We start from the raw sequence: 25,283 nt of genomic DNA on the forward strand, positions 1-25,283 counted from the left end.
GGCCCCGCGGCGGTTTGCCGGCGGGGGGCGGCCGCTATTGTGTCGCACTATCCGACCGCGCAAAACAAACCATTGTCGTGGGGGGGGGGGGCCGGCGGGGCGCCGGGCGCCCGCGACCCCGATGCGCCGCGCCACTTGAACAAGATCACCGAAACTTATTGAACGAGAGATGCAGATGGAACGTGCTGAGGAGTCCAGACTCATGAATCAGTCCCCGGGCAAGGTGATGCTGCTCGCACCGCTGACTGGGCCCGTCGTGCCGCTCGCCGACGTGCCCGACCCCGTCTTCGCAGGCGGGATGTTCGGCGACGGCATCGGGATCGATCCGCTCGACGGCCGCCTCGTCGCGCCGTGCGACGGCGTCGTCACGCATCTCGCGCGCACCGGCCATGCCGTTACGCTGCAAACGCCCGAAGGCGCCGAAATCTTGCTGCACATCGGCATCGATACCGTGGAATTGGGCGGCGAAGGGTTCACTGCGAAAGTGGCCCAAGGCGATCGCGTGCACGCGGGCGATCTGCTCATCGAATTCGATCAAGATGCCGTCGGCACGAAGGCGAGGAGCCTCGTTTCCGTCGTCGCGATCGCGAATTCGGAGGCATTCGACGTGATCGAGCGCGCCTCCGGGCGCGTGACGGCCGGCGCGAGCCCGCTGCTGTCGCTGCGCGCGAAAGGCGCAACTGCGAGCGCGGACGCGGCAAGCGAGCCTGCTAGCGAAGTGAAGGTCCAAGCGAGCCGAACGATCAAGCTGACGCAGGCGGGCGGACTTCATGCGCGCCCCGCGGCGCGCGCGAGAGAGGCTGCGCGCGGGTTGCAGGCACGCGTGGACGTGCATCACGACGGCCGGCAAGCGAACGTCGAGAGCGTCGTGGGCTTGCTAGGCCTCGGTGCGGGTGAGGGCGCGACGGTCGAGGTGATCGGCACCGGCCGCGACGCCGCGCAGGCAGTCGATGCCGTCGCACGCGAGCTGTTGCGCGAGGTGCACGGCGAGTTCGAGGAAACGCCGGCACGCATGAAATCGCCTGCGCCGGGTCTTGCCGTGCGCCCTGCGGGTGTTCCGCTCGATCCGAACACGCTGGCGGGCGTTTGCGCGGCGCCGGGCATTGCGGTTGGCAAGCTGGTGCGGTGGGACGACGCGCAATTCGCTCCGCCTGAACTGGCGAGCGGCACGCCGGCGGCCGAGAGCCGTCTGCTGGACCGCGCGCTCGCCACGGTCGATGCAGAGCTCAATACCACCGTGCGCGATGCGTCGCAACGCGGCGCCGTCGGCGAAGCGGGTATTTTCGCCGTGCATCGCGTGCTGCTCGAAGACCCGACGCTCGTCGATGCTGCCCGCGATCTCATCAGTCTCGGCAAGAGCGCGGGCTTCGGCTGGCGCGAAGCGATCCGCGCGCAGATCGCCGTCCTCACGAACGTGGAGGACATGTTGCTCGCAGAGCGCGCCGCGGACTTGCGCGACATCGAAAAACGCGTGCTGCGTGCGCTCGGCTACGTCAACCCGGCCGCCCGGGCGTTGCCCGACGAAGCCGTCTTGGCCGCGACCGAATTCACGCCGTCGGATCTCTCCTCGCTCGATCGGTCGCGGGTGAGCGCGCTCGTGATGGCGGCCGGCGGTGCGACGTCGCATGCGGCCATCATCGCGCGCCAGCTCGGCATTCCCGCGCTCGTGGCCGTCGGCGATGCGCTGCATGCGATTCCGGAAGGCACCCAAGTCGTCGTCGACGCCAGTGCGGGACGGCTCGAATACGCGCCGACCGCGCTCGACGTCGAGCGAGCGCGCCTCGAGCGCGACCGGTTGGCCGGCGTGCGCGAGGCGAATCGCCGGACGTCGCAGCAAGCGGCCGCCACGCGCGACGGCCGCGCGATCGAAGTCGCGGCGAACATCGCGACGATCGACGATGCGCGCACCGCGGTCGAGAACGGCGCCGATTCGGTGGGGCTGCTGCGAACCGAGCTGTTGTTCATCCATCGCGAGTCGGCACCGAATGTCGACGAGCATCGGCAAAGCTATCAAGCGATCGTCGATGCGCTCGAGGGCCGTACGGCCATCATCCGCACGCTCGATGTCGGGGCCGACAAGGAAGTGCCTTACTTGACGCTGCCGCCGGAGACGAACCCCGCGCTCGGCTTGCGCGGTATCCGGCTCGCCCAAGTGCGCCCGGACCTGCTCGACGATCAATTGCGCGGGCTGATCGCGGTGCAGAGTGCCGGCAGCGTTCGCATCTTGCTGCCGATGGTGACCGATGCCGGCGAGCTTCAGCGCGTGCGCAAGCGCATCGACGATCTCGCACGCGGCATGGGCCGCACCGATCCGATCGAGGTGGGCGTGATGATCGAAGTGCCTTCGGCCGCGCTGTTGGCCGATCAACTCGCGCGTCATGCCGATTTTCTGTCGATCGGCACGAACGACTTGACGCAATACACGCTGGCAATGGACCGGTGCCAGGCCGATCTCGCGGCGCAGGCCGACGGGCTGCATCCGGGCGTGCTGCGCCTGATCGACCAGACGACCAAGGGCGCTGCCAAGCACGGCAAGTGGGTAGGCGTATGCGGCGCGCTCGCGGGCGATCCCGTGGCCGTGCCGCTGCTCGTGGGCCTGGGCGTCACGGAGCTGTCGGTGGATCCCGTGGCCGTGCCCGGCATCAAGGCGCGCGTGCGCAATCTCGATTATCAACTGTGCCGGCAGCGTGCGAGCGACATGCTCGCGCTCGATTCGGCACAGGCGGTAAGAGCAGCAAGCCGCGAAATCTGGCCGCTGGAATAGCGTGAAAAATCCTAATTATTAGGATAACTAACTAATTCGGGCGCCAAAATCGCACTTAGACGATAGTTGATTAGTTGATCCACGACACGATGTAGCAACGACGAGAAAGACCAACTGGAGGATTCAATGGATGCGAACCCGTTTCTAAAGGTACAGCGCCTAGGGCGGGCGCTGATGCTGCCGATTGCCGTCTTGCCCGTCGCGGGCATCTTGCTCAGGCTCGGGCAGGCCGACGTTCTGAACATCAAGATGATCGCGGATGCGGGCGGCACGATCTTCGACAATTTGCCGCTGCTGTTCGCGATCGGCGTCGCCGTGGGTTTCGCGAAGGAAAACAACGGCGTGGCGGCGCTGGCGGGGGCAATCGGCTATCTCGTCGAGATCGCCGTGATGAAGGACATCAATGCCAAGCTCGACATGGGGGTGCTCTCGGGCATCATTGCCGGTATCGTCGGCGGGCTGCTCTATAACCGGTACAAGGACATCAAGCTGCCCGAGTACCTGGCCTTCTTCGGCGGCAAGCGATTCGTGCCGATCGTCACTGGGCTCGCGTGCGTGGTGCTGGGCGTCGTGTTCGGGTACGTCTGGCAGCCCGTGCAACAGGCGATCGACGCAACGGGCCACTGGCTGACGACGGCCGGCGCGATCGGCGTGTTCGTTTACGGCACGCTGAACCGGCTGCTGCTCGTCACGGGCCTGCATCACATCATCAACTCCCTCGCGTGGTTCGTCTTCGGCACGTTCACGCCGCCGGGCGGCGGCGCCGCAGTCACGGGCGATCTGCATCGCTTCTTCGCTGGCGATCCCACCGCGGGCGGCTTCATGACGGGCTTTTTCCCGATCATGATGTTCGGCTTGCCGGCGGCATGCCTGGCGATGTTCCATGAAGCGCCGAAGGAGCGCCGCGCGCTCGTGGGCGGCCTGCTGCTCTCGATGGCCCTGACGTCGTTCCTGACGGGCGTGACGGAGCCCGTCGAGTACACGTTCATGTTCCTCGCGCCCGTGCTCTACGTGATCCACGCCGTGCTGACAGGGCTTTCGCTCGCGATCTGCCAAGCGCTGGGCATTCACTTGGGCTTTACGTTCTCGGCCGGCGCGATCGACTACGTGCTCAACTACGGCCTGTCGACGAAAGGCTGGCTCGCGATCCCGATCGGTCTCGCATATGGCGTCGTCTACTACGGGTTGTTCCGCTTCTTCATTCGCCGGTTCAACATGGCCACGCCGGGCCGCGAACCCGCGACGACCGAAGCACAGGTCGAGTCGTTCGCTGCCGGCGGCTACGTGGCGCCGATCGCCGGCGCGGCCGCTTCGCGCGCCGATCGCTACATCGCTGCCCTGGGTGGTGCACAGAACCTGACGCTCATCGATGCCTGCACGACGCGCCTGCGTTTGTCCGTCATCGATGCCGAGAAGATTTCGGAGCCTGCGTTGAAGGCGGCCGGTGCCCGTGGCGTCCTCAAGAAAGACGCGCGCAACGTGCAAGTCGTGATCGGACCCGAGGCGGACATGATCGCCGATGAAATGCGGGCCGTGGTGGCGGGTGGTGCCGGCTCGAGTGCGGCATCCGCTTCGGCGGCTGCGAGCGTGCCGGACGGCCAAGCGGGTCCGCTGGACCCGGATCCGATGCGTTGGCTCGCTGTGTTCGGCGGCGCCACGAACGTCGTCGCACTCGATCCGGTGGCGGCCACGCGGCTGCGCGTCGTCGTGCGCGATCCGGCGGCCGTCGATCGCCAGCGGCTCGCCGTGCTCGACGTGGCGTGGGTGTCGGCCGATACGTTCCACATCGTCTGCGGACCTGCGGCCGAGCGCTACGCGCAGCAACTGGCGACGCGCCTGCCTCCCGCGGGTGGGGCTGCGCCGCAACCGGTTTGAGGGCGCATCATTGCTGATTTGAACGCCTCGTGAGGGGCGTTGCGGCAATAAAAAAACGGCGCTTCGTGGTTCGAAGCGCCGTTTTCCGTGGGGTGCGCGTTTTGCCGTTTTACTTATCCGCGTGGCGATCCGCTCACGCGTATTCCGCCAGCGCCGTGCGCATCTTCTTCATCGCGCTTGCTTCGATCTGCCGAATGCGCTCGGCCGACACGCCGAATTCGTCGGCAAGCTCATGCAGTGTCGAGCCGCCCGAGCCGTCGTCCGCGACCTCGAGCCAGCGTGCTTCGATGATGCGGCGGCTGCGCGCGTCGAGCGAATCGAGCGCCTGCGCGATGCCGTCCGTTTGCAGCCGGTCGCTCTGGCGCGCAGCCAGCACGGCCGTCGGCTCGTTGTGCGAATCGGCCAGATAAGCGATGGGCGCGAACGACTCCTCGCCGTCCTCCACCTGGCCCTCGAGCGCGACGTCGCCGCCCGACAGACGCGTTTCCATCTCCGAGACTTCCTCGCGCTTGACGTTCAACTCCTTCGCCAGGCCGTCGATCTCATCGGGCGTAAACGCGTGCAGCCCTTGCTTATGGCTGCGCAGGTTGAAGAACAGCTTGCGCTGCGCCTTCGTCGTGGCAACCTTCACCATGCGCCAATTGCGCAAGATGTACTCGTGGATCTCCGCTTTGATCCAATGGATCGCATACGACACTAGGCGCACGTTTTGCTCGGGATCGAAGCGCTTCACGGCTTTCATCAGACCGATGTTGCCTTCTTGGATCAGATCGGCGTGCGGCAGGCCATAACCGAGGTAATTGCGTGCGATGGAGACGACGAGGCGCAGGTGCGACAGCACGAGACGGCGCGCCGAATCGAGGTTGCTGTGCTGCCGGTAATCGGTGGCGAGCTCGCGCTCTTCCTCCGCGCTCAGCATGGGAATCCGGTTGACGGCCTGAATGTAGGCGTCGATGTTGCCGAGCTGCCCCGGCAGCATCGACGGCGCGAGCGCCAGCGCACCTGCTTGCGCGGCCTTGGCGGATGCCGGGCGCAGCACGTTCGGGAGGGCCATAGCGTTGCTCACGTAAAAAACTCCTTGTGAAACAGGTAACTGCTCAGTCACGAAGACAAACTCCACGGGCAATATTAGCACTCCGTTTCATCGAGTGCTAACCCTTGGAGTCGGGCGTCGAAGCGAAGTTCCTCGTCTCCTATCAAAATGTGGGAACCGATAGATTATTTTACTGCTTTTGCCGAATGCATGCCCGGCGGTGCCTGCGACGGTGGCTGGGCCTTCGCGGGGCATGTGCGGCACGAAGGCCGCCCGGACCGGTGCGAGTTGAGAAACACTGTTTTGCGAGAAGGGGTACCGTTACGAAATATTCCTGAGAAGTAAGATCATTCGGCCCCGGGCCCGCTTCCCCGGATCATTCGACAGCCCAACCCCGCTCGTTGGAGTATCGAGATGAAGAAAAAGAACGATTTGATCAGGGTCAAGGCCGCTGCACTGCGATGCGCGGCCGCGGCGATGTGGCTCGGCGGCGCGGGGGCGGCCCACGCCCAGGCGTCGACCGCTCCGTCCGAGGGGCATGCCTTCGGTGCCCAGCTCGCCTACGGGATTGCCCAACACAAGGTGGACAAAGTCGATCTCGGCTTCGTTTGGGATCCGGGCTTGAACTGGTGGGAGATCGGCGGCTGGCACTTCTCGCTGACGGGCGAGGCGCATTTGGCCTACTGGCATACGAGCGAAGGCACGTTCCGCAATGACGTCTACGCGCTCGGCATTCAGCCGATGGTGCGGTTCATCAAGGACACCGGGGCCATTCGCCCGTACATCGAGGCCGGCGCCGGCTTGCGCCTGCTCTCGCATCCGACGATCACCGGCACCTATACGCTGTCGACGGCCTTTCAATTCACCGAGGTCGTCGGCGTCGGCGCACAGTTTGGGGGGCACCAGCAGTATCAAGCCGGATTTCGCTTCCAGCACATTTCCAATGGCGGTATCAAAGAGCCGAATCCTGGTATAAATTTCACCCAGCTATACGTGCAATACAACTTCTGACGCCGGCGTCGACGCCGGGCGCATGGGAGCGGAGCGATGGCGGCAAAGGTGATCGAGGCGATTCGGGCGCTCGAGCGAGATCGGTTTCGCGCGATGGTGGACGGCGACATTCCGCTGCTCGACCAGTTGCTCTCGGAGAGCGTGAGCTTCACCCATACGAGCGGCAAACGCGAGACGAAGCAGCAGTTCATCGATGCCATCTCGAGCGGCCATCGCCGCTACCGGCAGATCGAAGTGCAGTCTCAAGACGTCGTGCCCGTCGGCCGGGAAACCTGTGTCGTGACGGGGCGCGCGCTGCTCGAAATGGAAGCGAACAACGGCGCATTGCTCTTTCCCGTTGCCTATACGGCCATTCAAGCGCAGGAAGACGGGCATTGGCGCCTTGTCGCGTGGCACGCGACGCGCTGCGCGCTCGAATAGAGCCGCGCAGCGCACTGCGGAAGCCGCCCGCTCGTGACGGGCGGCCGCTCCCTGCTAGCCGGGTTCGCCAGCAGGGGATCCGTGTGAACACGCATCGTTGCGGCCGCGGCGAAGAAGGCCCGGCCGTTTCGTTCTCAAGCCGCGGCGGGTTCGTCCTCGCGTTCGAGATTCCATTGAAGGCGGTTGATGGCCGAGACGAGCGCATCGCCTGCCGCCGTCGCGGGATTCAGGTGGACCCCAGCGCCGTAGCGCACCGACTGCGCGCTCGACTCTCCTTGCTCCTGCAGACGGCACGCAACGAACACCGCCGTGCGTCCGTCGCTCGTGAGCACCGTTTCGTAATCGCAGATCTGCACGCACTGGCGCGAAGCCGCCGAAATCGCGTCGGCAACGGCGCGCACCCAGGCCTCGCCGCTGTCATAGTCGCGTGCCGCGTCGATGCGGGCGACTTCGCGCCGACGCCAGCGCACGATGGCATCGACGCGCTCCGCGGGCCCGCTCGCGTCGAAATATTCTCGCGAGAACAGCGCGCAGACGGCTTCGCTCGTGACTTCCGCGCCCGAATCGTCGGCGATGCGCTGGACGGCGTGACTGAATTCGATCTGCACGCGCCGCGGCGGGGCGAAGCCGAGCCCGCGCTCGAGCAGGTAGGTGGCGCCGCCTTTGCCGGATTGGCTGTTGACGCGGATGACGGCCTCGTATCCGCGCCCGACGTCGGCCGGATCGATGGGCAGATATGGCACTTCCCAGAGGCCGTCGCTGGATTGCTGGGCGAAGCCTTTGCGGATGGCATCCTGATGCGAGCCCGAGAACGCGGTGAAGACGAGCTCACCGGCGTAGGGGTGGCGAGGATGAACGGCGATCGCGTTGCAACGCTCGACCACGCGGCGCACGCCGTCGATGTCGGAGAAGTCCAACTGCGGATCGATCCCTTGCGTATAAAGGTTCAGCGCGAGCGTGACGAGATCGACGTTGCCCGTGCGCTCCCCATTGCCGAAGAGGCATCCCTCGATGCGATCGGCGCCCGCGAGCAGCGCGAGTTCGGCTGCAGCCACCGCCGTGCCGCGATCGTTGTGCGGATGCACCGAGAGCACGATGCTGTCGCGATAGGCGAGGTTGCGGTCCATCCACTCGATTTGATCGGCAAAGACGTTGGGCGTCGCCGCTTCGACCGTTGCCGGCAGGTTGACGATCATCTTGCGCGAGGGTGTCGGACGCCAGACGCCGCTCACGGCATCGCAGACTTCGCGCGCAAACGCGAGCTCGGTCATGCTGAACGTCTCGGGCGAATACTCGTAGGTCCACTGCGTTTCAGGCCGCCGCTCGGTTTCTTCCTTGATCAGCCGCGCGCCTTCCACAGCCAGCGCTTTGACCTCTTCCTTCGATGCGTTGAAGACGATTCGGCGAAACGACGGCGCGATGGCGTTGTATTGATGGACGATCGCGCGCGGCGCGCCGGCCAGCGCTTCGAACGTGCGGGCGATCAAATCGGCGCGCGATTGGACGAGGACTTCGATCGTCACGTCTTCGGGGATCCGCCTTTCGTCGATGAGCTTGCGCACGAAGTCGAAATCGGTTTGCGAAGCCGACGGGAAGCCGACTTCGATCTCCTTGAAGCCGATCGCGACGAGCATGTCGAAGAACTCGAGCTTTTGCGCGATGCTCATCGGCTCGATCAGGGCCTGATTGCCGTCGCGCAGATCGGTGCTCATCCAAATCGGGGCGCGCTCGATCGTGCGGGTGGGCCATTTTCGCCCGGTCAGTTGGACGGGCGGGAAGGGGCGGTACTTGGCGGCGGGGTTGCGAAGCATGACGGACCTCGGGTCTTCGGGTCGTCTGCGAAACGTGGCGAATCGAGCGGCTGGCCGATGCTGCCGGGACGCGATGCTGCCACGTCGGCGGTTTCGCGATCCGTCCGAGCGGTACTCGGCCGAATGCTGACGACTACGGGTTGTAGAAGGAACTACGGTTTTGGGGTGAAACGGAAACGGCTCGGGGTGCTGCTGGAGGACCGCGCGGATGGATGCGCGGCGCTACGCTTGGCTTACGCTAGTCGTAGCGATAGGGGCCGCGCTAGGCGACCGAAGGTAATTCGGAGGGAGAACTGATTCGAACACATGAGACGCACTCTATGACAGCCCGCGGTAGGCTGTCAACAGGGACGTGTGCCGGCGCAGGGCGAATGCCGCACTCCGCGCCGGCCGGCGTAGAAGCCTGAGGCGGCCCGCGACGCACCGTACGCGGCGCGCGGGCTCGGCGCCGGCAATCGGCTCAGCTGACGCGCGCTGGCGTGCGGACGATGCGCACGATCTGCTCGACTTGGCGTGCAAGCGTCGGCGGGATTGGGGCATTTCCTGCCAGCACCGATTCGATCCAGCGCGCCGTCGTTTCCGCGTCGCGCGCGGCAGGCAGTTCGGGGGCAGCTTCGTCGGGCGATGCCCGTTCGGGTGCGACCAATGTGTCGGCGACGCCATCGTGCAGCCAGTCGATCTGTACTTGCCTGCGCGTGTCCGCCACGGCTTCGCCTTCGGTGCCGCGCGCGAGCAGCGCGCCACCCGCGGCCGCTTCGGGGTGGCCGAGAAAAAGCTCGGCGAGGCTGTCGCGGTACGACGGGTGCGTGTAGTTGACGAGCCGCAGGCCGGCGGGCGCGAACGGCTGAAAGATCTTGACGAGCGTGTGCGTGGAATTTCGCACGCCCATCACGCGCCGCAGCGCGAGCAACCGCGCCAGCTTCGGCGCCAGCACCTCGACGGAGGCGAACGCCAGCCGGCGTTGCGTGAGCGCCGTTTCGATCTGAGCGTGGGAGGCGCAGGCCGCGATCCCCAAGCAGGCGAAGATCTCGGCGCTCGTCACGCGGCCCGGATCTTCCGTCACGCCGTGCACGAGCGTCGGTACGCCCTCGCGTGCGAGCAGCAAGGCGAGCAGCGGCACGAGGTTCGGTTGCTTGCGCGCGCCGTTGTAGCTCGGAATCGATATGGCGCCGCTCACGCGCAGCGGCGCGCTCGAGGCCTGAGCGGCGGCCAGCATGGCGGCGAGCTCGTCGGCCGTTTCGCCCTTGAGACGGTAGGCGAGCAAGACGGCGCCGAGCTCGAGGTCCGAGACGCGGCCGTGCAGCATTGCGTCGTAAAGCGCGTAAGTATCTTCAGGCGAGAGCGCGCGAGCGCCGTGCGGGCCACGCCCGATTTCCTTGATGAAACGTGCACACGGGAAGGGTTCGACGACGGGTTCGGTCATGTGGCGCGGGGCGAGCGGCAACGGCTCGCAGAAAGAAAGGAGGAAAGCTCAACGAGTACCGCATTCGCAGGAATCTGGCAAGCACGCCGGCGTGGGCGGGGGCGATTCGCGGACAGGTGCGTCGGTGGCCCGAGGGCCGCACGCTGGCGTGCGGTGACGTGCGGGCGGCGGGCGCGAGGTCGCGCTACACTCGACGCTTTCGCCGACCGTCGGTGCGTGCATCGGCTGGCGGCGCTCAATGTGTGGGAAGGAGAATGCGATGGAGTATGTCTTTGCGCCTGCGCCGGCAGTTGCCGTACCGATTGCCGACGATGTCGATTCGGCCAGCACGCGCGAATGTTTTCCCGTGCGCCGCGTCTATTGCGTCGGCCGCAACTACGCGGCGCATGCGCGGGAGATGGGCCATGACCCGGACCGTGAACCACCGTTCTTTTTCTCGAAGCCGGCCGACGCCGTCGTCTACGTTGCGCCCGGCACGACCGGCGAGTTTCCTTATCCGTCGCGCTCGAGCGACGTCCACCATGAAATGGAGCTCGTCGTCGCGATCGGCCGGGGCGGCCACGACATCGCCGCCGAGCAGGCGCTCGAGCACGTCTACGGCTATGCGATCGGTCTCGACATGACGCGGCGCGATCTGCAAGCCGAGGCGAAGAAGATGGGGCGTCCGTGGGACCTCGCCAAGGGGTTCGACCATTCGGCCCCGCTCGGTCCCATCCATCCGGTATCGCGCGTCGGGCACATCGAGCACGGCGCGATTTGGCTGAAGGTGGGCGGTATCGAGCGGCAGCGCTCGGACGTCTCGCAGCTCATCTGGTCGACGGCGGAGACGATCGCTTATTTGTCGACGTTGTTCGCGCTCGCGCCAGGCGATCTCATTTTCACGGGTACGCCCGAGGGCGTCGCGGCCGTCGAGCGCGGCGATCTGATCGAGGGCGGGGTGGACGGCTTGGGCCGATTGAGCGTGCGAGTCGTCTGAGTTCGAGCTCGAACGCAAAGGAACGCAAAGGAGACGATCGATGAAGCTCTACAGCTATTTCCGCAGCTCCGCATCCTATCGCGTGCGCATCGCGCTCAATCTGAAGGGGCTGCCGTATGAATACGCCGCCGTCCACCTGCTGCGCAGCGGCGGCGAGCAGCTCACGCCCGAGTATCGGCGCATCTGCGCCGACGGCATCGTCCCCTCGCTAGTCGACGACGGCGCCGTGCTGCAGCAATCGCTTGCCATCATCGAGTACCTCGAGGAAACGCACCCCAATCCGCCGCTGCTGCCGAGCGCGCCGCTCGATCGCGCATATGTTCGCGCCATTGCGCTGCAAGTTGCCTGCGAGATCCATCCGCTGAACAACTTGCGCGTGCTGAAGTACCTGAAGCACGAGTTGCAGGTGGCGGACGATGCGAAGGACGCGTGGTACAAGCATTGGGTGAAGAACGGCTTCGATACGCTCGAATCGACGCTTGCCGGCGATTCGCGCACGGGCAGTTTCGTCTACGGCGATACGCCCACGATGGCCGACCTCGCGCTGATCCCCCAGGTGTTCAATGCGCAGCGGTTCAACGTCGACATGCAGCCGTATCCCACGATTCGACGGATCTATGACGAGGCGATGCGGCACGACGCTTTCGTGCGCGCGTCGCCCGCCGAGCAGCCCGACGCGGAGTAGCCCCGGGATAGCGATCCCGCGCCAAGTTCGAGCGAAAAGCGCGCGCCGCTTCGAGCGGCCCGCGCTTTTCGTGGCGGGACGTCAGCCGAGCAGGGCGTCGGCGAATTCCTCGGCATTGAACGGCTGCAGATCCTCGACCTTCTCGCCGACGCCGATGAAATAGACGGGCACCGGACGCTGACGCGCGATCGCGGCCAAGATGCCGCCCTTGGCCGTGCCGTCCAGCTTCGTGACGATGAGGCCGGTCAGCGACAGCGCGTCGTCGAACGCCTTCACTTGCGCGAGGGCATTTTGGCCCGTGTTCGCGTCGATGACGAGCAGGACTTCATGCGGTGCGCCGTCGTAGGCCTTGCCGATCACGCGTTTGACCTTGCGCAGCTCTTCCATCAAGTGCAATTGTGTCGGTAGGCGGCCGGCCGTATCGGCCATGACGACGTCGATCTTGCGCGCACGTGCGGCGCTGACCGCGTCGAAGATGACCGCGGCCGGATCGCCGCTTTCCTGCGCCACGACGGTCACGTTGTTCCGCTCGCCCCAAATCGCGAGCTGCTCGCGCGCCGCGGCGCGAAACGTATCGCCGGCCGCCAGCAGAACCGATTGCTCGAATCGCTGCAGATGCTTGGCGAGCTTGCCGATGCTCGTCGTTTTGCCGGCCCCGTTGACGCCCGCGATCATCATGACGAGCGGCTGCGCGCGGCCCAGCATCAGCGATTTCTCCAGCGGCCGCAGCAGTTCGACTATGAGCGCGCGCAGTGCGATCTTCACTTGCTGCGGATCGGTGAGCCGCTGCGTGCGAACTTTTTCGCGCAAGGCTCCGAGCAGGAACTCCGTGGCTTCGACGCCCGCATCGGACATCAAGAGCGCCGTTTCGAGTTCTTCGTAGAGATCGTCGTCGATCTTCGTGCGCACGAAGATGCCCGTGAGGCCGGCGCTGGTTTTGGAAAGCCCCGAACGCAGCCGCGCCATCCACGATTGCTTTTGTGCGGGCTCGGGCGCCGGCGGCGGGACGATTTCCTCGGTTTCGAGCTCGTCGGGTGTGGGCGCGGTGGCGACGGACGATTCCGCGGCGCTCGGGTGCAACGCAGACGGAGCGGCTGGCCGTGCCGGCGCGATGGGGGCGCTCGACTGAACTTGCGCGGTGGATGGGGCAGGTACCGTTGATGGTGCCGGTGCCGGTGCCGGTGCCGGAGCCGGAGCCGGAGCCGGAGCCGGAGCCGGAGCCGATACCGTGGACCGGGCCGCGGCGCCAGGTGCGGGCTGCACGTTCGCCACAGGTTGCGCAGCGACCTGAGTGGGCGCCGAGATTGGCCTGTTGCCTGGCGCAACGCTCGGCGCGGGGGCGGGGGCCGCCGGCGTGGAACGCGCTTCGGGCGCCGCTGGCGGTTCTTGCGCCGCCGGCGTTTCCTGCGCGGTGTCGGACGTCTTCCCGCCCTTGAATCGTTTGAAGAAGCTGAACATGGTGTGCCGTGATGGGTGCCGCGGCGAGACGCCGGCGGCGGCAATGGATGGCGCGTGGCCGCGCATGCGCCGCGGCGGACCGACGATGCGGCAATGCGCTTGATAAGCGCGTCATTTTACCAGGCGCGCCGAGGAAGGCGGGCCTGCTCGATCGGCCCGCCATGCTTCTCCCGGGAAGGACGGCGGCTATGGTAACGTTGGCGGTCGCGTCCGCACGGATTGCTCCGTCGGGTCCCCTGGCTTTTCGTTCGTTTTCGCCCGCATGCCTCGTTCCTCGTCCGCTCCTCGCGCATCCCACGCAGCGCCCGCCCGCGGCAAGCCGCACACCGTCCGCATCATCGGCGGAGACTGGAAGCGCACGCCGCTGCAAGTGCTCGATCTCGACGGCTTGCGGCCGACGCCCGATCGTGTGCGCGAAACGCTCTTCAATTGGCTCGGCCAGCGGCTCGATGGCACGCGCTGCCTCGATCTGTTCGCGGGCACCGGTGCGCTCGGCTTCGAGGCGGCCTCACGCGGGGCTGCGCGCGTGCTGATGGTCGAGCGCAACGCGAAGGCGGCGCGCCAACTGCACGAGATCCGCGCGCGCCTCTCGGCGCAGGCCGTCGAAGTGGTCGAGGCGGACGGGTTGAGGCTGGCGGCCGGCTTGCCGCCGCGCTCGTTCGACGTCGTCTTCCTCGATCCGCCGTTCGGCGAGCCGCTCATGCTGACGCGCTCGCTCGAAGCGGCCGTGCCGCTCGTCGCCGAAGGCGGGCTTTTGTATGTTGAATCGGGAGCGCCCTTGGCGCTTGCGGAAGTAGACGCGCTGGCCGGCTGGGGCATCGCGCGACAAGGCAAGGCAGGCGCCGTACACTATCATTTGCTGCAGCGCGAAAATGATGAATAATGCGCGTTTCGAACAGCAATAGACGCCGGCCACGGTAAGCCGCGTCAAGGCTGGCGGCCGTTCTCGCGAACGCATGCCCGCGTCCCAAACAGGAATGACAGGAGATGGTCGATGGTAGTCGCCGTGTACCCGGGTACGTTCGATCCGCTTACGCGCGGTCATGAAGACCTCGTTCGGCGCGCGTCGAGCATTTTCGACACGCTGATCGTCGGCGTTGCCGACAGCCGCAGCAAGAAGCCGTTCTTCAGTCTCCAGGAACGGCTCGATATCGCACAGGAAGTGCTCGGTCACTATCCGAACGTGCAGGTGGCGAGCTTCAAGGGCTTGCTCAAGGACTTCGTGCGCGCGAACAACGCGCGCGTGATCGTCCGCGGCCTGCGTGCCGTGTCCGATTTCGAATACGAATTTCAGATGGCGGGCATGAACCGCTACTTGCTGCCCGACGTCGAAACGATGTTCATGACGCCGTCGGATCAGTATCAGTTCATTTCGGGCACGATCGTGCGAGAGATCGCCCAGCTTGGCGGCGACGTCAGCAAATTCGTGTTTCCTTCAGTCGAGAAGTGGCTCAAGGACAAGGTTGCCGAGATGACTCAAAAGGCGCAGCCGCGTAACTGAGCGTCGAAAGCCGCTAGCGCAGGAACGCTGCCTGCGCCGAAGCAAGCCCGGGCGTAAAATATCGAGCTTGCAGCAAGCGTTTCGCGCGCCGCGAACCGCTCGATATCGTTTTTCCGGTGACAGCATGGCTTTATTCATTACCGACGAGTGCATCAACTGCGACGTTTGCGAGCCCGAGTGCCCGAACGACGCGATCTCGATGGGGCCCGACATCTACGTGATCGACCCATCGAAGTGTACCGAATGCGTCGGCCACTTCAACGAACCGCAGTGCCGCCAGGTCTGCCCCGTCGAATGCATTCCCAACGACCCGCAGCACGCCGAGACCCCCGACGAACTACTGGCGAAGTATCACGCCCTTCAGGCCGCAAAGGCGAAGGCCGATGAGCAGAAGGGCGCCAGCCAATCCTGATCGGCCCTGACGGCGCGACGATGCGCCTGAGCGGGATGCCGGCGGCGGTCTCGGAACCTGCGTGACTAGCCGCTATGCAGCTGCATCATCGCGCGCTCGGGCCCACCTTTCAGCACGTGCGGCATCACCGCGAGCGCGCGCTCGATCGCCGCATCGATGACATCCTGTTCTTCCTTGCGCGGCGGCTTCAGCACGAAGTTAGCCACGTCGGGCTTCGCGCCTGCTCGCGCACTTTCCGGAATCGAATCGCGCGGATGGCCGATGCCGATCCGCAGCCGCCAATACTGCTGCGAGGACAGATGCGCGGAGATGTCCTTGAGCCCGTTATGCCCACCGCTGCCGCCGCCGAGCTTGAGCTTGACGGCGCCGGGCGGCAGGTCGAGCTCGTCGTGCGCGACGAGGATTTCATCGGGCAGAATTTTGAAGAAATGGGCGCAAGCGACGACGGACTGCCCCGATCGATTCATATACGTCTGCGGCTCCAGCAGGTGCACTTCTTCCCCATGCAGACGCGCCTTCGCATAGAACCCGTGGAAGCGCCGTTCGTCGCGAAGCGTGGTACCCGCGTCGCGCGCGAGTTGATCGATGAGCCAAAAGCCGGCGTTGTGCCGGGTGGCCGTATATTCCGCGCCCGGATTACCGAGCCCGACGATGAGCTTGATCATGCTTGGTTGCCGGAAAGCCGGCTCGACAATGCGAGGCCGGCAGGACGAAAAAAAACCCGCCGGGCAAGCCGCGGCGGGTCACGTCGTCCGTTTCAATGAAACGGATCGAGAGGATAGGCGCGAGAAACGCCTTATGCGGCGGGCGTTTCGCCTTCCGCAGCGGCTTCAGCCGCGGCACCAGCCGGCACCGCCGCTGCTGCGACGACCGGGTTTTCGCTTTCGACGTGCGCCACGAGCGAAACGCCCTTCGGCAGCGTGATGTCCTTCGCGTGCAGCGATTGACCGGCTTCGATCTTCGCGAGATCGAGCTCGACGAATTCGGGCAGGTCGCCCGGCAGGCACTCGATTTCGATTTCCGTGACGACGTGCGAGATGATCGCGCCGCCGAGCTTCACGGCCGGATTCGTTTCCTGATTCATGAAGTGCACGGGCACCTTCGTGTGCAGCTTCTTGTTCGGGTCGACGCGTTGGAAGTCGACGTGCAGCACGAGCTGGCGGAACGGGTGGTATTGCACGTCACGCAGCAGCACGCGTTGCGACTTGCCGGCCAGTTCGATGTCGAGGATCGACGAGTGGAAGGCTTCCTTCTTCAGCGCGTGCCACAGCGCGTTGTGATCGAGCTCGATCAGTTGGGGTTCCGCAGCTGCGCCATAGATAATCCCCGGCGTCTTGCCGGAGTTACGCAGGCGGCGGCTCGCACCCGTACCTTGCAGGTTACGCTCGAAAGCGACGACTTTCATGTTCTATCTCCAATAGCTGCCCGCGACCAGGCAGTGAAACGGAGCCATTTTGCTGCCGGCGGCGCAATGCCGACGGCGGGCTCGGGCTCCAGACGAAAACGGCGCCTTTCGGTGACCGAATCGGTGACCGAATCGCGCCCAGTTGCCGAAGCCGCCCTGGAATGCGGCGCCTTCGACGTAATGCCAAGGTCTCGAGGCCTAGCCCATCCGCGTTCGACATGCGGCTAGACCAATGGACCGACAGACCGACAACCGATTCGTGATGCTCAGCTCTCGGCGAACAGCGACATGACCGAATCGCCGCGCCGGATGCGCGAGAAAGTCTCGGCGAGCAGCCCCGCGCACGACAGCGAGCGAATCTTCGCGCATACGCGCGCTTCGTCGCTGAGCGGGATCGTATCGGTGACGACCAATTCGTCGAGCGACGAGTTCGTGAGGCGCTCGCTCGCACCGCCCGACAGCACCGGATGCGTCGCATAGGCGACGACTTGCTTCGCGCCGCGCTCCTTGAGCACTTGCGCGGCCTTGCACAGCGTGCCCGCGGTATCGACCATGTCGTCCATGATCACGCAGGTGCGGCCTTCGACTTCGCCGATGATGTTCATCACCTCGGCGACGTTGGCCTTCGGACGGCGCTTGTCGATGATGGCCAGATCGCAATTGAGTTGCTTCGCGAGCGCACGGGCGCGCACGACGCCGCCGACGTCCGGCGACACGACGAGCAGATTCTCGTAGTTCTGCTTGCGCAGATCGCCGAGCAGCACGGGAGTCGCGTAGATGTTGTCGACGGGGATATCGAAGAAGCCCTGAATCTGGTCGGCATGCAGATCCATCGTGATGATCCGCTCGACGCCCGCGATTTCCAGCATGTTGGCGATGACCTTCGCCGAGATCGCAACGCGCGCCGAACGCGGGCGACGATCTTGACGGGCATAGCCGAAGTAGGGGATGGCTGCGGTGATCCGACCTGCCGACGCGCGCTTGAGCGCATCGACCATGATCATCAGCTCCATCAGGTTGTCGTTCGTCGGCGCGCACGTGGACTGAAGGACGAAGACGTCCTTGCCGCGCACGTTTTCCTGAATCTCGACCTGGATCTCACCGTCCGAAAAACGGCTGACCATCGCTTTGCCGAGAGGAATACCGAGGATTTTGACGACTTCCTGAGCAAGCGCCGGATTTGCGTTGCCAGTAAAAACCATCAGGCCGTCATGGCTGCTCATCGTGCACCTGCTGCTGGAGAGGCGGGAACTGCGGGAATGTTTGGCAGGGGAGGAAGGACTCGAACCCTCGCATGCCGGAATCAAAATCCGGTGCCTTGACCAACTTGGCGACTCCCCTACACTGACTCTGAGCTTCGTCGGGCCTGCGAGACAGCCCCGACGAGGCAAAACCTATGACGCGAACGCGGAGAGTGGATGCGTATCCAAACTCGATGCCACGGCGCTCACCCAACCTGCAGGCAGCTTAGCTTGCGCCGCTTCCGCTTCGGCGATGCTCCGGAAGGCTGCAAATACACTCGAGCCCGATCCGGTCATCCGTGCCGGTGCAATGGATTTGAACCATTCGAGCACCTGCGCGACTTCCGCGTATTTTCCCACGACAACGGGCTGCATGTCATTCCGGCCGTAGCTTTCAGGCCATCCTGCGTTGCAGTTTTGCTGTGCAAGAAAGTCCGTAATTGTGACGGCTTCCGAATCTCTTGTCAACGACTTATCGGAAAAAATCGCTGCCGTCGGAACGTGCACCCTCGGCGTGACCACGAGGAAGTAGCGCGGCGGCAATTGTACTGCCTCGAGCGCTTCTCCGACACCCTGCGCGAACGCGTTTTTCCCGAAGACGAAAAACGGCACGTCGGCGCCGAGCTGCAATGCCAGTTCCTGCAGCACGCCGCGGGCCAGATTCAGCTTCCAGAGCCGATTGAGCGCCAGCAGCGTGGTGGCGGCATCGGAGCTGCCGCCACCGAGGCCCGCGCCCATCGGCAGGCGCTTGTCGAGCTCGATGTCGACGCCGAGCCGCGTACCTGTGTGGGCCTTGAGCAGCATGGCCGCGCGCACGACGAGATCGCTCGCCTCCGGCACGCCGGGCACGTCGGTTTTGCGATGCACGAGTCCGTCCTCGCGCAGCGTGAAATGGAGCGCGTCGCCCCAATCGAGGAGTTGGAACACCGTCTGCAGCGCGTGATAGCCGTCGGGCCGGCGGCCCGTGATGTGCAGGAACAAGTTGAGCTTGGCGGGAGCCGCGCAGCCGCGCAGCGAATCGGGCGTTTCGATCATGTGAAAAGCGGTGTCAGGCCAGAGAAAAGCGGCTCGCGGTCGGCGATCAGCGGTCGAGGACGAGCTTGATGTCGAGCGGCGGGGCCTCGCGCGTCAGATCGAGGCGCTTGACCCCGGTGGCGGGCGCATCGGCATAGGCCAGGTACTCGATCGTCCAGCCTTCCTGGTCGATCTCCTTCAGGCGCGAGCTTTCCCGCGGATCGGTGATCGTCTTCGCGCGCGACGTGGGCGCGGGCGAGGATTCGAGCCAGTACCGCAGCCCTTCGATCGGCAGCGAAAAGCCCAGCGTGCGCTGCATGAGCTCGCTCACGTTCTCGGCCGTCACCGGCTGCCGGTTCGGCACTTCCAACGTGGCCGATGCCGGGGACGACGTGACGATCGCAAGCGTCTGCCCGAACGGATTCAGAAGCTGCAGCGTGACGGTATCGCCTTGCTGCTGCCAATCGAAGTTGCCATAGGCGTTGCGCGTCTGCCCGTTCTGATCGACGTAGCGAACCGAGAAGCGGCCATGGTAGGCATGCATCGTCTGCGTCGAGAGCTCCGGCGTGGCATTCGACGTCGAGGGGCCGTGCGTCGGCGTGACGGCGCAGCCCGCGAGCGCGACGGCGAATACGGCTGCGACGGACAGCGCCGCGCGGCGATAGGAGGCTGTGGCGGTGGCTAGAATGGGTGAAAACTGCATCAGAGATCGTTGGCGTTCACTTGAAAGCGTTCGAGCGTCTTGACGAGCGTGCCGTTGTCGGGCTCGAGCCTCCGCGCGCGGCGCCAGGCTTCGAGCGCCTGCCTTTGCTCGCCGCTCTTCCACAGCACCTCGCCGAGGTGCGCGCCGATTTCGGCATTCGGCTGGAGGTCATAGGCGCGCTTGAGCAGCTTCGCGGCGTCGGTCGTATCGCCCTGGCGATACTTGACCCAGCCGAGGCTGTCCATGATGAAGGCATCGTTCGGGGCGAGCGCCGATGCCTTCTCGATCAGCTTGTTCGCTTCATCGAGGCGCTGATTGCGATCGGCAAGCGAATAGCCCAAGGCGTTGTAGGCCTGCGGGTTGTCGGGCCGCTCTTGCATGACCTTGCGCAGCACGCTTTCCATCAGATCGTAGTGGCCATTCTTCTCGGCCGCCATCGCGTAGTCGTACTGAATCTCGGGATCGTTCGGGAAGGCCGCGTTCGCCTCTTGCAGACGGGACTCCGCTTCGCGATAGCGCTTCGCATCGAACAGAATCGCGGCATCCGTGCGCGCGACGGCCGCTTGCTCGTGCGGATCGTCCGTTTGAATGCCGGCAAGCATCCGGCGCGCATCGTCGATTTTGCCGTTCTTCGCCAGCAACTGCGCGCGCGTCACGCGCGCAGTGACGTATTGCTGGCTCGACTGCGGGACCTTGTCGAGCCATTTCGCGGCTTCGTCTTCGTGCTTTTGCTCGAGCGCGAGCTGCGCCAGATACAGATAGGCCTGGCCCGGATCGGCGCCCGGCGTCTTTTCGGTCAAGCCGGCGTATTGCGTCAGATACTTTTGCGCCGCGTCGTATTGCTTCTGTTGGACCTTGATGAGCCCGAGCGCGAGCAGCGGCATCGGATCTTGCGGGTCCATCGTGCGCAATGCTTCGAATTGCTTTTGCGCATCGTCGAGCCGATCGCCCGACAGATACAGCTGGGCGAGCGCGAGCCGCGCATCGCGTTCCTTCGGATTTTGCTTGACGTACGATTCAAACGACGCAATGGCTTCCTTGCGCTCATCGGGGCCCATCTGGCCGAGCGCAAGCGCCGCCGGCAGAAAGTCAGGCTTGAGCTTCAAGGCTTGCTCGAACGAGGCGCGCGCCGCGGGCCGATCGTCGGCGAGCAGTTGCTGCCGGCCGAGTGCGAGCTGTGCCTCGGGGCGGTCCATGTCGTTTTTCAGCAGGTCCTTCAGCACCTGCAGGCCGCCTACGCGGTTCGGGCCACGCGAAATCAGTGTCTGCAGCGCGATCAAGGCGCTACCGCGGTTCTCGGGCGACACCTTTGCCAGTTCGCCCGCGAGCATCGGTTCCGCCTGGTCCGGCTTGCCCGACAAAACCAGCAGCGAGGCATCCAATTGCACCGCTTCCTCGGAATCGGGCGCGTACTCGTGCCAGAGCTGCGCGGCCGCCAGCGCGTCGGACGGGCTTTGCGCGCTGAGCGCGATTTCGGCCGCTCGCTGCGCCATGCGCGGATCGTGCGTATCGCGCGCGAGCGCGAGATAGGTTTGATACGCGGGCGCCGGCTGATTACGCTGCAAGGCAATTTCCGCCGCCAGCACCTGAAACACGATTTGGCTCGTCAGCGGAACGTCCGGCAGGTCTTTCTTTTCTTCCGGCAGCGAAGGCCCGAAGAGGTCCGTGGCGGCCGGAGCGCTATCGTCCGAGGGCCCTCCGCCCTGAGCATGCGCGGGCAGCGCGGCCAACGTCCAAGCGCACAGAACCGCACCGACGATGCGGCCCGCCGGCGCCGGGCGCCTTGCGGGGCGGGCGCCGACGGGGCGCGAGAAAAGCTGCTTGATGGACAAAATCATGGAGATCCGTTCGAGGTTTCGGTCGATTGTAACGCGCTCGCTACAATACACGCAGAATTGGACCATGCAAGTTACACACCTATCCCCGCCCCATGCCCGAGTTGCCTGAAGTGGAAGTCACCCGGCGCGGCATCGAGCCGCACGTCACCGGTCGCCGCGTCGAGCGCGTCGACGTGCGCACGCGCGCGCTGCGCTGGCCCGTGCCGGCCGATCTCGCGGCCACGCTCGCCTCGCAAGCCGTGCGCAAGGTGGAGCGGCGCGGCAAATACTTGCTGTTCGAAATCGACGCGGGCTGGTTCATCGTCCATCTCGGCATGACGGGCACGTTGCGCGTGCTGCCGCACGAGCAGGCGAGCGAGCCGGCCAAGCACGACCACATCGATTGGATCTTCGACGAATTCGTGCTGCGCTACCGCGATCCGCGCCGGTTCGGAGCCGTGCTCTGGCATGCGCGCGCCGACGGCGACGTGCGCACGCACCCGTTGCTCGCGAGCCTCGGCGTCGAGCCGTTCAGCGACGAATTCAGCGGCGAGCTCATTTTTCGCCGCACGCGCGGGCGCACGGCGTCGATCAAGCAAGTGCTGCTCGCGGGCGAGATCGTCGTCGGCGTCGGCAACATCTATGCGTCGGAGAGCCTGTTTCGCGCCGGCATTCGGCCGGCCACGCCCGCGGGCCGCGTCTCGCGCGCGCGTTGCGAGCGCCTGGCCGAGGCGGTGCGCACGACGCTCGCCGCGGCCATCGAGCGTGGCGGCAGCACGCTGCGCGATTTCGTCGGCAGCGACGGGGCGAGCGGCTACTTCCAGCTCGAGTGCTTCGTCTATGATCGCGCCGGCGAGCCCTGCCGCGTCTGCGGCGCACCGATTCGGCAAATCGTCCAAGGGCAACGCTCCACCTATTACTGCGCGCACTGCCAGCGCTGATTCCGCTCAATCCATGTCCGCTTCTCCGATTCTCGCGGGATCCCCCGCCGCGCCGCTGCAAGCGGCTTTCGCCACACGGCTGATCGCGTGGCAGCGCACGCACGGGCGTCACGACTTGCCGTGGCAGAACACGCGCGATCCGTACCGGATCTGGCTGTCCGAAATCATGCTCCAGCAAACGCAGGTTTCGACCGTCATTCCTTATTACGGGAAATTTCTGGCGCGCTTTCCCGACGTCGCGGCGCTGGCGCGCGCGCCGATCGACGAGGTCATGGCGCTATGGGCCGGTCTCGGCTACTACTCGCGCGCGCGCAACTTGCACCGGTGCGCGCAGGCCGTCATGGAGCGGCACGGGGGAGCATTCCCCGATTCACCGGAGCAATTGGCGCAATTGCCCGGCATCGGCCGCTCGACGGCGGCGGCCATTGCCTCGTTTGCCTTCGGTGCCCGAGCAACGATTCTCGACGGCAACGTCAAGCGGGTGCTCGCGCGCGTGTTCGGCATCGAAGGCTTCCCGGGCGAAAAGCGCGTCGAAAACGCGATGTGGTTGCTGGCCGAAGATCTGATGCCGGGCGGGGATGCGTCGGGCGACGATGTGAGCGCCTACACTCAAGGGCTGATGGATCTCGGTGCGACCCTGTGCGTGCGCGGCAAGCCCGACTGCGCGCGCTGCCCGTTCGCCTCCGATTGCGTCGCGCGCGCGACGGGCCGGCAGCGCGAACTGCCTGCGGCTCGGCCGAAGAAGACGGTGCCGACGCGCCGCACCTGGATGCTCGTGCTGCGCGACGGCGCGAGTGTGCTGCTCGAGCGTCGGCCGCCGTCGGGCATTTGGGGCGGCTTGTGGAGTTTGCCCGAAGCGGCCGACGAAGCGGCGCTCTCGGCGCGGGCCCATGCGTTGGGCGCGGGGCACGGGGCGCAAGCGCTGCAGCGCCTGGCGCCGATCACGCACACGTTCACGCATTTCAAGCTCGACATCGAGCCTCGGTGCGCGGATCTTACCGGCGCGCCGCCATTGAACGGACTGCAGGCGTGCGACGACGAAACCGCCTGGGTGCCGCTCGCGCGAATCGACGATTACGGCGTGCCCGCGCCCGTGCGCAAATTGCTCGACGCGCTCAAAGGCTCGCTGATCTGACGTTCGACGCTTGCCCGATGCCGGTATCGAGCGAGCACGCGCTACAGCAGTTGGTGTTGCTGCATGTAGTGATGAACGGCATCGATGCGCTCGCCGGCGTCGGTGAGCTCCATGAGCTTTTGGCGTGCGCGCAGCGGGATCTGCAGGACTTCCGACAGGCGATTCGAGACCCAGCTCGGATCGTCGAACCGGAACGGCTGAGCGAACGGCACGCTGTCCGCATCGCGCTCGCGGATCGTGTCGATGATCCGTTCGAGCACCTCGGCGCACGCGCCGAACTTCGCCACGGCGTCGGCGCCTTCGAGCGGGACGTCTTCGGGCAGCGGCTCCGCCATGCCGACGAGCAACCCGCTCGGCTCCTTGCGATGCGACAGCAAGCGGAATCGGCGTGTGCCGCGCGCCCGCACGAGCAGCATGCCGTACTCATCGACGTCGCACTGTTCGATTCGAGCGAGCGTGCCGACCGTCTCGGGCACGCACGGTACGTTTTCCTGAGCGACTTCGCCGCCGCTCTTGAGCAGGCAGACGCCGAACGGAGCGTCATCGCGCAGGCAGGCGCGCGCCATGTCGAGGTAGCGCGCTTCGAAGATCTTCAACGGCAACAGCCCATCCGGAAACAGCACGGTGTGCAGCGGAAAGAGCGGCAGGTCAGCGTAGACGGCAGGAGTGGAGGACATGGCGCACGCTTCGAATTGCCGCGTAGGCCGCGGCGGGTTAAGCCACCAAACGTGACGATTCGTCGATCGAAACCGGTGCATCGCGATGCCGAACGATCACGGTCGCCTCGCGCGAGAGGCGCGCGGCGAGTGTTTCGGCGATGAAGACGGAGCGGTGCTGCCCGCCCGTGCAGCCGATGGCGACGGTCAGATAGCTGCGGTTGTCTTCGCGAAAACGCGGCAGCCACTTCAAGACGAATGCATGGATGTCGTCGATCATGTCATGAACGATCGGCAACGCGTCGAGGTAATCGATGACCGGCTGGTCGCGCCCGGTCAGCGGGCGCAGACTATGGTCATAGTACGGGTTCGGCAGGGCGCGCACGTCGAAGACGAAATCCGCATCGAGCGGCAGGCCGCGCTTGAACCCGAACGATTCGAACATCAGCATCAGGCCTTCGCGCTGCTCCTCGATGAAGCGCGTGACCCACGCGCGCAAGACGTTTGCGCGCAGATTGCTCGTATCGATCTGATGGCCGAATTCCGCGAGCGGCGCAACGAGCTCGCGCTCGCGCTCGATCGCTTCTTCCAGCGAGGCCAGCAGCCCGACGTCGGCGTCGTGCGCGGGCGAGCCCGAAAGCGGGTGCCGCCGGCGCGTTTCCGAAAAACGCTGAATCAGCGACTGCGTGCTGGCATTGAGGAACAGCACGCGCACGTCATGCTCGCTCGCCAAATCGCGGATGATGCCGGGCATATCGTCGAGCGAGGCGCTCGAGCGTGCGTCGATCGCCACCGCCAGCCGCTCGTGCCCCTCCTCGTCGTTCGCGAGATATTGAGCGAGCGCGGGCAGGAAGCGCGGCGGCAGGTTGTCGACGCAGTAATAACCCGCGTCGGCCAATGCATTCAACGCGACGGATTTGCCGGAGCCGGAAATGCCGGTGATCAGAACGATACGCATGGGGAGGAACCAGTTCGTTTCATCATAGCACTTGCATCAGAGCC

The 25,283-nt window shown here is 65.4% G+C and carries 23 protein-coding genes and 1 tRNA gene; 11 read left to right on the plus strand and 13 right to left on the minus strand.

Annotated features, from left to right (window positions below; all coding sequences use genetic code 11):
* Positions 1–175 precede the first annotated feature (175 nt).
* Positions 176–2,764, plus strand: coding sequence for a phosphoenolpyruvate--protein phosphotransferase (ptsP, locus tag ACTHNZ_RS23085; protein WP_440544910.1), 2,589 nt, complete (start codon positions 176–178; stop codon positions 2,762–2,764).
* Positions 2,765–2,890: 126 nt separating this feature from the next.
* Entirely contained in the window at positions 2,891–4,639 is a 1,749-nt protein-coding gene (gene nagE / locus ACTHNZ_RS23090) for an N-acetylglucosamine-specific PTS transporter subunit IIBC (protein ID WP_440544911.1), read from the plus strand.
* Positions 4,640–4,772: 133 nt separating this feature from the next.
* Here nagE and rpoH read toward each other — a convergent pair whose 3' ends face one another.
* Complete coding sequence (gene rpoH, locus ACTHNZ_RS23095) at positions 4,773–5,705, minus strand: RNA polymerase sigma factor RpoH (RefSeq protein ID WP_440544912.1); 933 nt, start codon at positions 5,703–5,705, stop codon at positions 4,773–4,775.
* A gap of 381 nt (positions 5,706–6,086) precedes the next feature.
* On the opposite strand from rpoH, the gene ACTHNZ_RS23100 reads away from it, so the two are divergent.
* Both ACTHNZ_RS23100 and ACTHNZ_RS23105 read left to right on the plus strand, forming a co-directional pair.
* The gene (locus ACTHNZ_RS23100) at positions 6,087–6,683 is read left to right on the plus strand and encodes an acyloxyacyl hydrolase (RefSeq protein WP_440544913.1); all 597 of its coding nucleotides are present in this window, start codon (positions 6,087–6,089) and stop codon (positions 6,681–6,683) included.
* A 36-nt stretch (positions 6,684–6,719) separates the two neighbouring features.
* Entirely contained in the window at positions 6,720–7,103 is a 384-nt protein-coding gene (locus ACTHNZ_RS23105) for a nuclear transport factor 2 family protein (RefSeq protein WP_440544914.1), read from the plus strand.
* 134 nt (positions 7,104–7,237) lie between these two features.
* On the opposite strand, the gene leuA is transcribed toward ACTHNZ_RS23105, so the two are convergent.
* Both leuA and ybiB read right to left on the minus strand, forming a co-directional pair.
* On the minus strand, positions 7,238–8,914 hold the full coding sequence (gene leuA, locus ACTHNZ_RS23110) for a 2-isopropylmalate synthase (protein WP_440544915.1): 1,677 nt from the start codon (positions 8,912–8,914) through the stop codon (positions 7,238–7,240).
* 460 nt (positions 8,915–9,374) lie between these two features.
* On the minus strand, positions 9,375–10,337 hold the full coding sequence (gene ybiB / locus ACTHNZ_RS23115) for a DNA-binding protein YbiB (RefSeq protein WP_440544916.1): 963 nt from the start codon (positions 10,335–10,337) through the stop codon (positions 9,375–9,377).
* Positions 10,338–10,596: 259 nt separating this feature from the next.
* Here ybiB and ACTHNZ_RS23120 point away from each other — a divergent pair, with 259 nt between their 5' ends.
* The gene (locus tag ACTHNZ_RS23120) at positions 10,597–11,313 is read left to right on the plus strand and encodes a fumarylacetoacetate hydrolase family protein (RefSeq protein ID WP_440544917.1); all 717 of its coding nucleotides are present in this window, start codon (positions 10,597–10,599) and stop codon (positions 11,311–11,313) included.
* Between the two features lie 40 nt (positions 11,314–11,353).
* Positions 11,354–11,998, plus strand: coding sequence for a maleylacetoacetate isomerase (gene maiA, locus ACTHNZ_RS23125; RefSeq protein WP_440544918.1), 645 nt, complete (start codon positions 11,354–11,356; stop codon positions 11,996–11,998).
* A gap of 81 nt (positions 11,999–12,079) precedes the next feature.
* Here the strand turns inward: maiA and ftsY are convergent, their stop codons facing one another.
* Positions 12,080–13,456 carry a signal recognition particle-docking protein FtsY gene (gene ftsY / locus ACTHNZ_RS23130; protein WP_440544919.1) on the minus strand — a complete coding sequence of 459 codons (1,377 nt, stop codon included), beginning with the start codon at positions 13,454–13,456 and terminating at the stop codon, positions 12,080–12,082.
* A 262-nt stretch (positions 13,457–13,718) separates the two neighbouring features.
* Here ftsY and rsmD point away from each other — a divergent pair, with 262 nt between their 5' ends.
* The 3 genes from rsmD (at position 13,719) to ACTHNZ_RS23145 (ending at position 15,369) form a co-directional block, all read left to right on the plus strand.
* Positions 13,719–14,339, plus strand: coding sequence for a 16S rRNA (guanine(966)-N(2))-methyltransferase RsmD (rsmD, locus tag ACTHNZ_RS23135; RefSeq protein WP_440544920.1), 621 nt, complete (start codon positions 13,719–13,721; stop codon positions 14,337–14,339).
* Positions 14,340–14,450: 111 nt separating this feature from the next.
* Positions 14,451–14,957 (plus strand): pantetheine-phosphate adenylyltransferase, encoded by a 507-nt coding sequence (gene coaD / locus ACTHNZ_RS23140; RefSeq protein WP_440544921.1) that lies wholly within the window; start codon positions 14,451–14,453, stop codon positions 14,955–14,957.
* 124 nt (positions 14,958–15,081) lie between these two features.
* Positions 15,082–15,369, plus strand: a complete 288-nt coding sequence (locus tag ACTHNZ_RS23145) for a YfhL family 4Fe-4S dicluster ferredoxin (protein ID WP_440544922.1) — start codon at positions 15,082–15,084, stop codon at positions 15,367–15,369.
* 65 nt (positions 15,370–15,434) lie between these two features.
* Here ACTHNZ_RS23145 and pth read toward each other — a convergent pair whose 3' ends face one another.
* The 7 genes from pth to ACTHNZ_RS23180 form a co-directional block, all read right to left on the minus strand.
* On the minus strand, positions 15,435–16,034 hold the full coding sequence (gene pth / locus ACTHNZ_RS23150; protein WP_440544923.1) for an aminoacyl-tRNA hydrolase: 600 nt from the start codon (positions 16,032–16,034) through the stop codon (positions 15,435–15,437).
* A 131-nt stretch (positions 16,035–16,165) separates the two neighbouring features.
* Entirely contained in the window at positions 16,166–16,774 is a 609-nt protein-coding gene (locus ACTHNZ_RS23155; RefSeq protein ID WP_440544924.1) for a 50S ribosomal protein L25/general stress protein Ctc, read from the minus strand.
* A 266-nt stretch (positions 16,775–17,040) separates the two neighbouring features.
* The gene (locus ACTHNZ_RS23160; RefSeq protein ID WP_440544925.1) at positions 17,041–17,997 is read right to left on the minus strand and encodes a ribose-phosphate pyrophosphokinase; all 957 of its coding nucleotides are present in this window, start codon (positions 17,995–17,997) and stop codon (positions 17,041–17,043) included.
* 41 nt (positions 17,998–18,038) lie between these two features.
* Positions 18,039–18,115: transfer RNA gene (locus ACTHNZ_RS23165), tRNA-Gln, on the minus strand.
* A gap of 53 nt (positions 18,116–18,168) precedes the next feature.
* The gene (ispE, locus tag ACTHNZ_RS23170; protein ID WP_440544926.1) at positions 18,169–19,050 is read right to left on the minus strand and encodes a 4-(cytidine 5'-diphospho)-2-C-methyl-D-erythritol kinase; all 882 of its coding nucleotides are present in this window, start codon (positions 19,048–19,050) and stop codon (positions 18,169–18,171) included.
* A 46-nt stretch (positions 19,051–19,096) separates the two neighbouring features.
* Positions 19,097–19,732: a lipoprotein insertase outer membrane protein LolB gene (gene lolB, locus ACTHNZ_RS23175; RefSeq protein ID WP_440544927.1), complete on the minus strand. Its 636-nt coding sequence runs from the start codon at positions 19,730–19,732 to the stop codon at positions 19,097–19,099.
* Entirely contained in the window at positions 19,732–21,570 is a 1,839-nt protein-coding gene (locus ACTHNZ_RS23180) for a tetratricopeptide repeat protein (protein WP_440544928.1), read from the minus strand. Before ACTHNZ_RS23180 ends, lolB begins: the two co-directional genes overlap by 1 nt.
* 92 nt (positions 21,571–21,662) lie before the next feature.
* On the opposite strand from ACTHNZ_RS23180, the gene mutM reads away from it, so the two are divergent.
* Together mutM and mutY are read left to right on the plus strand one after the other, a co-directional pair.
* Positions 21,663–22,490, plus strand: a complete 828-nt coding sequence (gene mutM / locus ACTHNZ_RS23185; RefSeq protein ID WP_440544929.1) for a bifunctional DNA-formamidopyrimidine glycosylase/DNA-(apurinic or apyrimidinic site) lyase — start codon at positions 21,663–21,665, stop codon at positions 22,488–22,490.
* Between the two features lie 13 nt (positions 22,491–22,503).
* Entirely contained in the window at positions 22,504–23,625 is a 1,122-nt protein-coding gene (gene mutY, locus ACTHNZ_RS23190) for an A/G-specific adenine glycosylase (protein WP_440544930.1), read from the plus strand.
* Positions 23,626–23,666: 41 nt separating this feature from the next.
* On the opposite strand, the gene ACTHNZ_RS23195 is transcribed toward mutY, so the two are convergent.
* The gene (locus ACTHNZ_RS23195; protein ID WP_440544931.1) at positions 23,667–24,302 is read right to left on the minus strand and encodes an LON peptidase substrate-binding domain-containing protein; all 636 of its coding nucleotides are present in this window, start codon (positions 24,300–24,302) and stop codon (positions 23,667–23,669) included.
* Between the two features lie 37 nt (positions 24,303–24,339).
* Entirely contained in the window at positions 24,340–25,239 is a 900-nt protein-coding gene (gene rapZ / locus ACTHNZ_RS23200; protein ID WP_440544932.1) for an RNase adapter RapZ, read from the minus strand.
* Positions 25,240–25,283 lie beyond the last annotated feature (44 nt).

It is taken from the genome of Trinickia sp., from assembly GCF_051953955.1.
In the GTDB taxonomy this organism is placed as follows: domain Bacteria; phylum Pseudomonadota; class Gammaproteobacteria; order Burkholderiales; family Burkholderiaceae; genus Trinickia.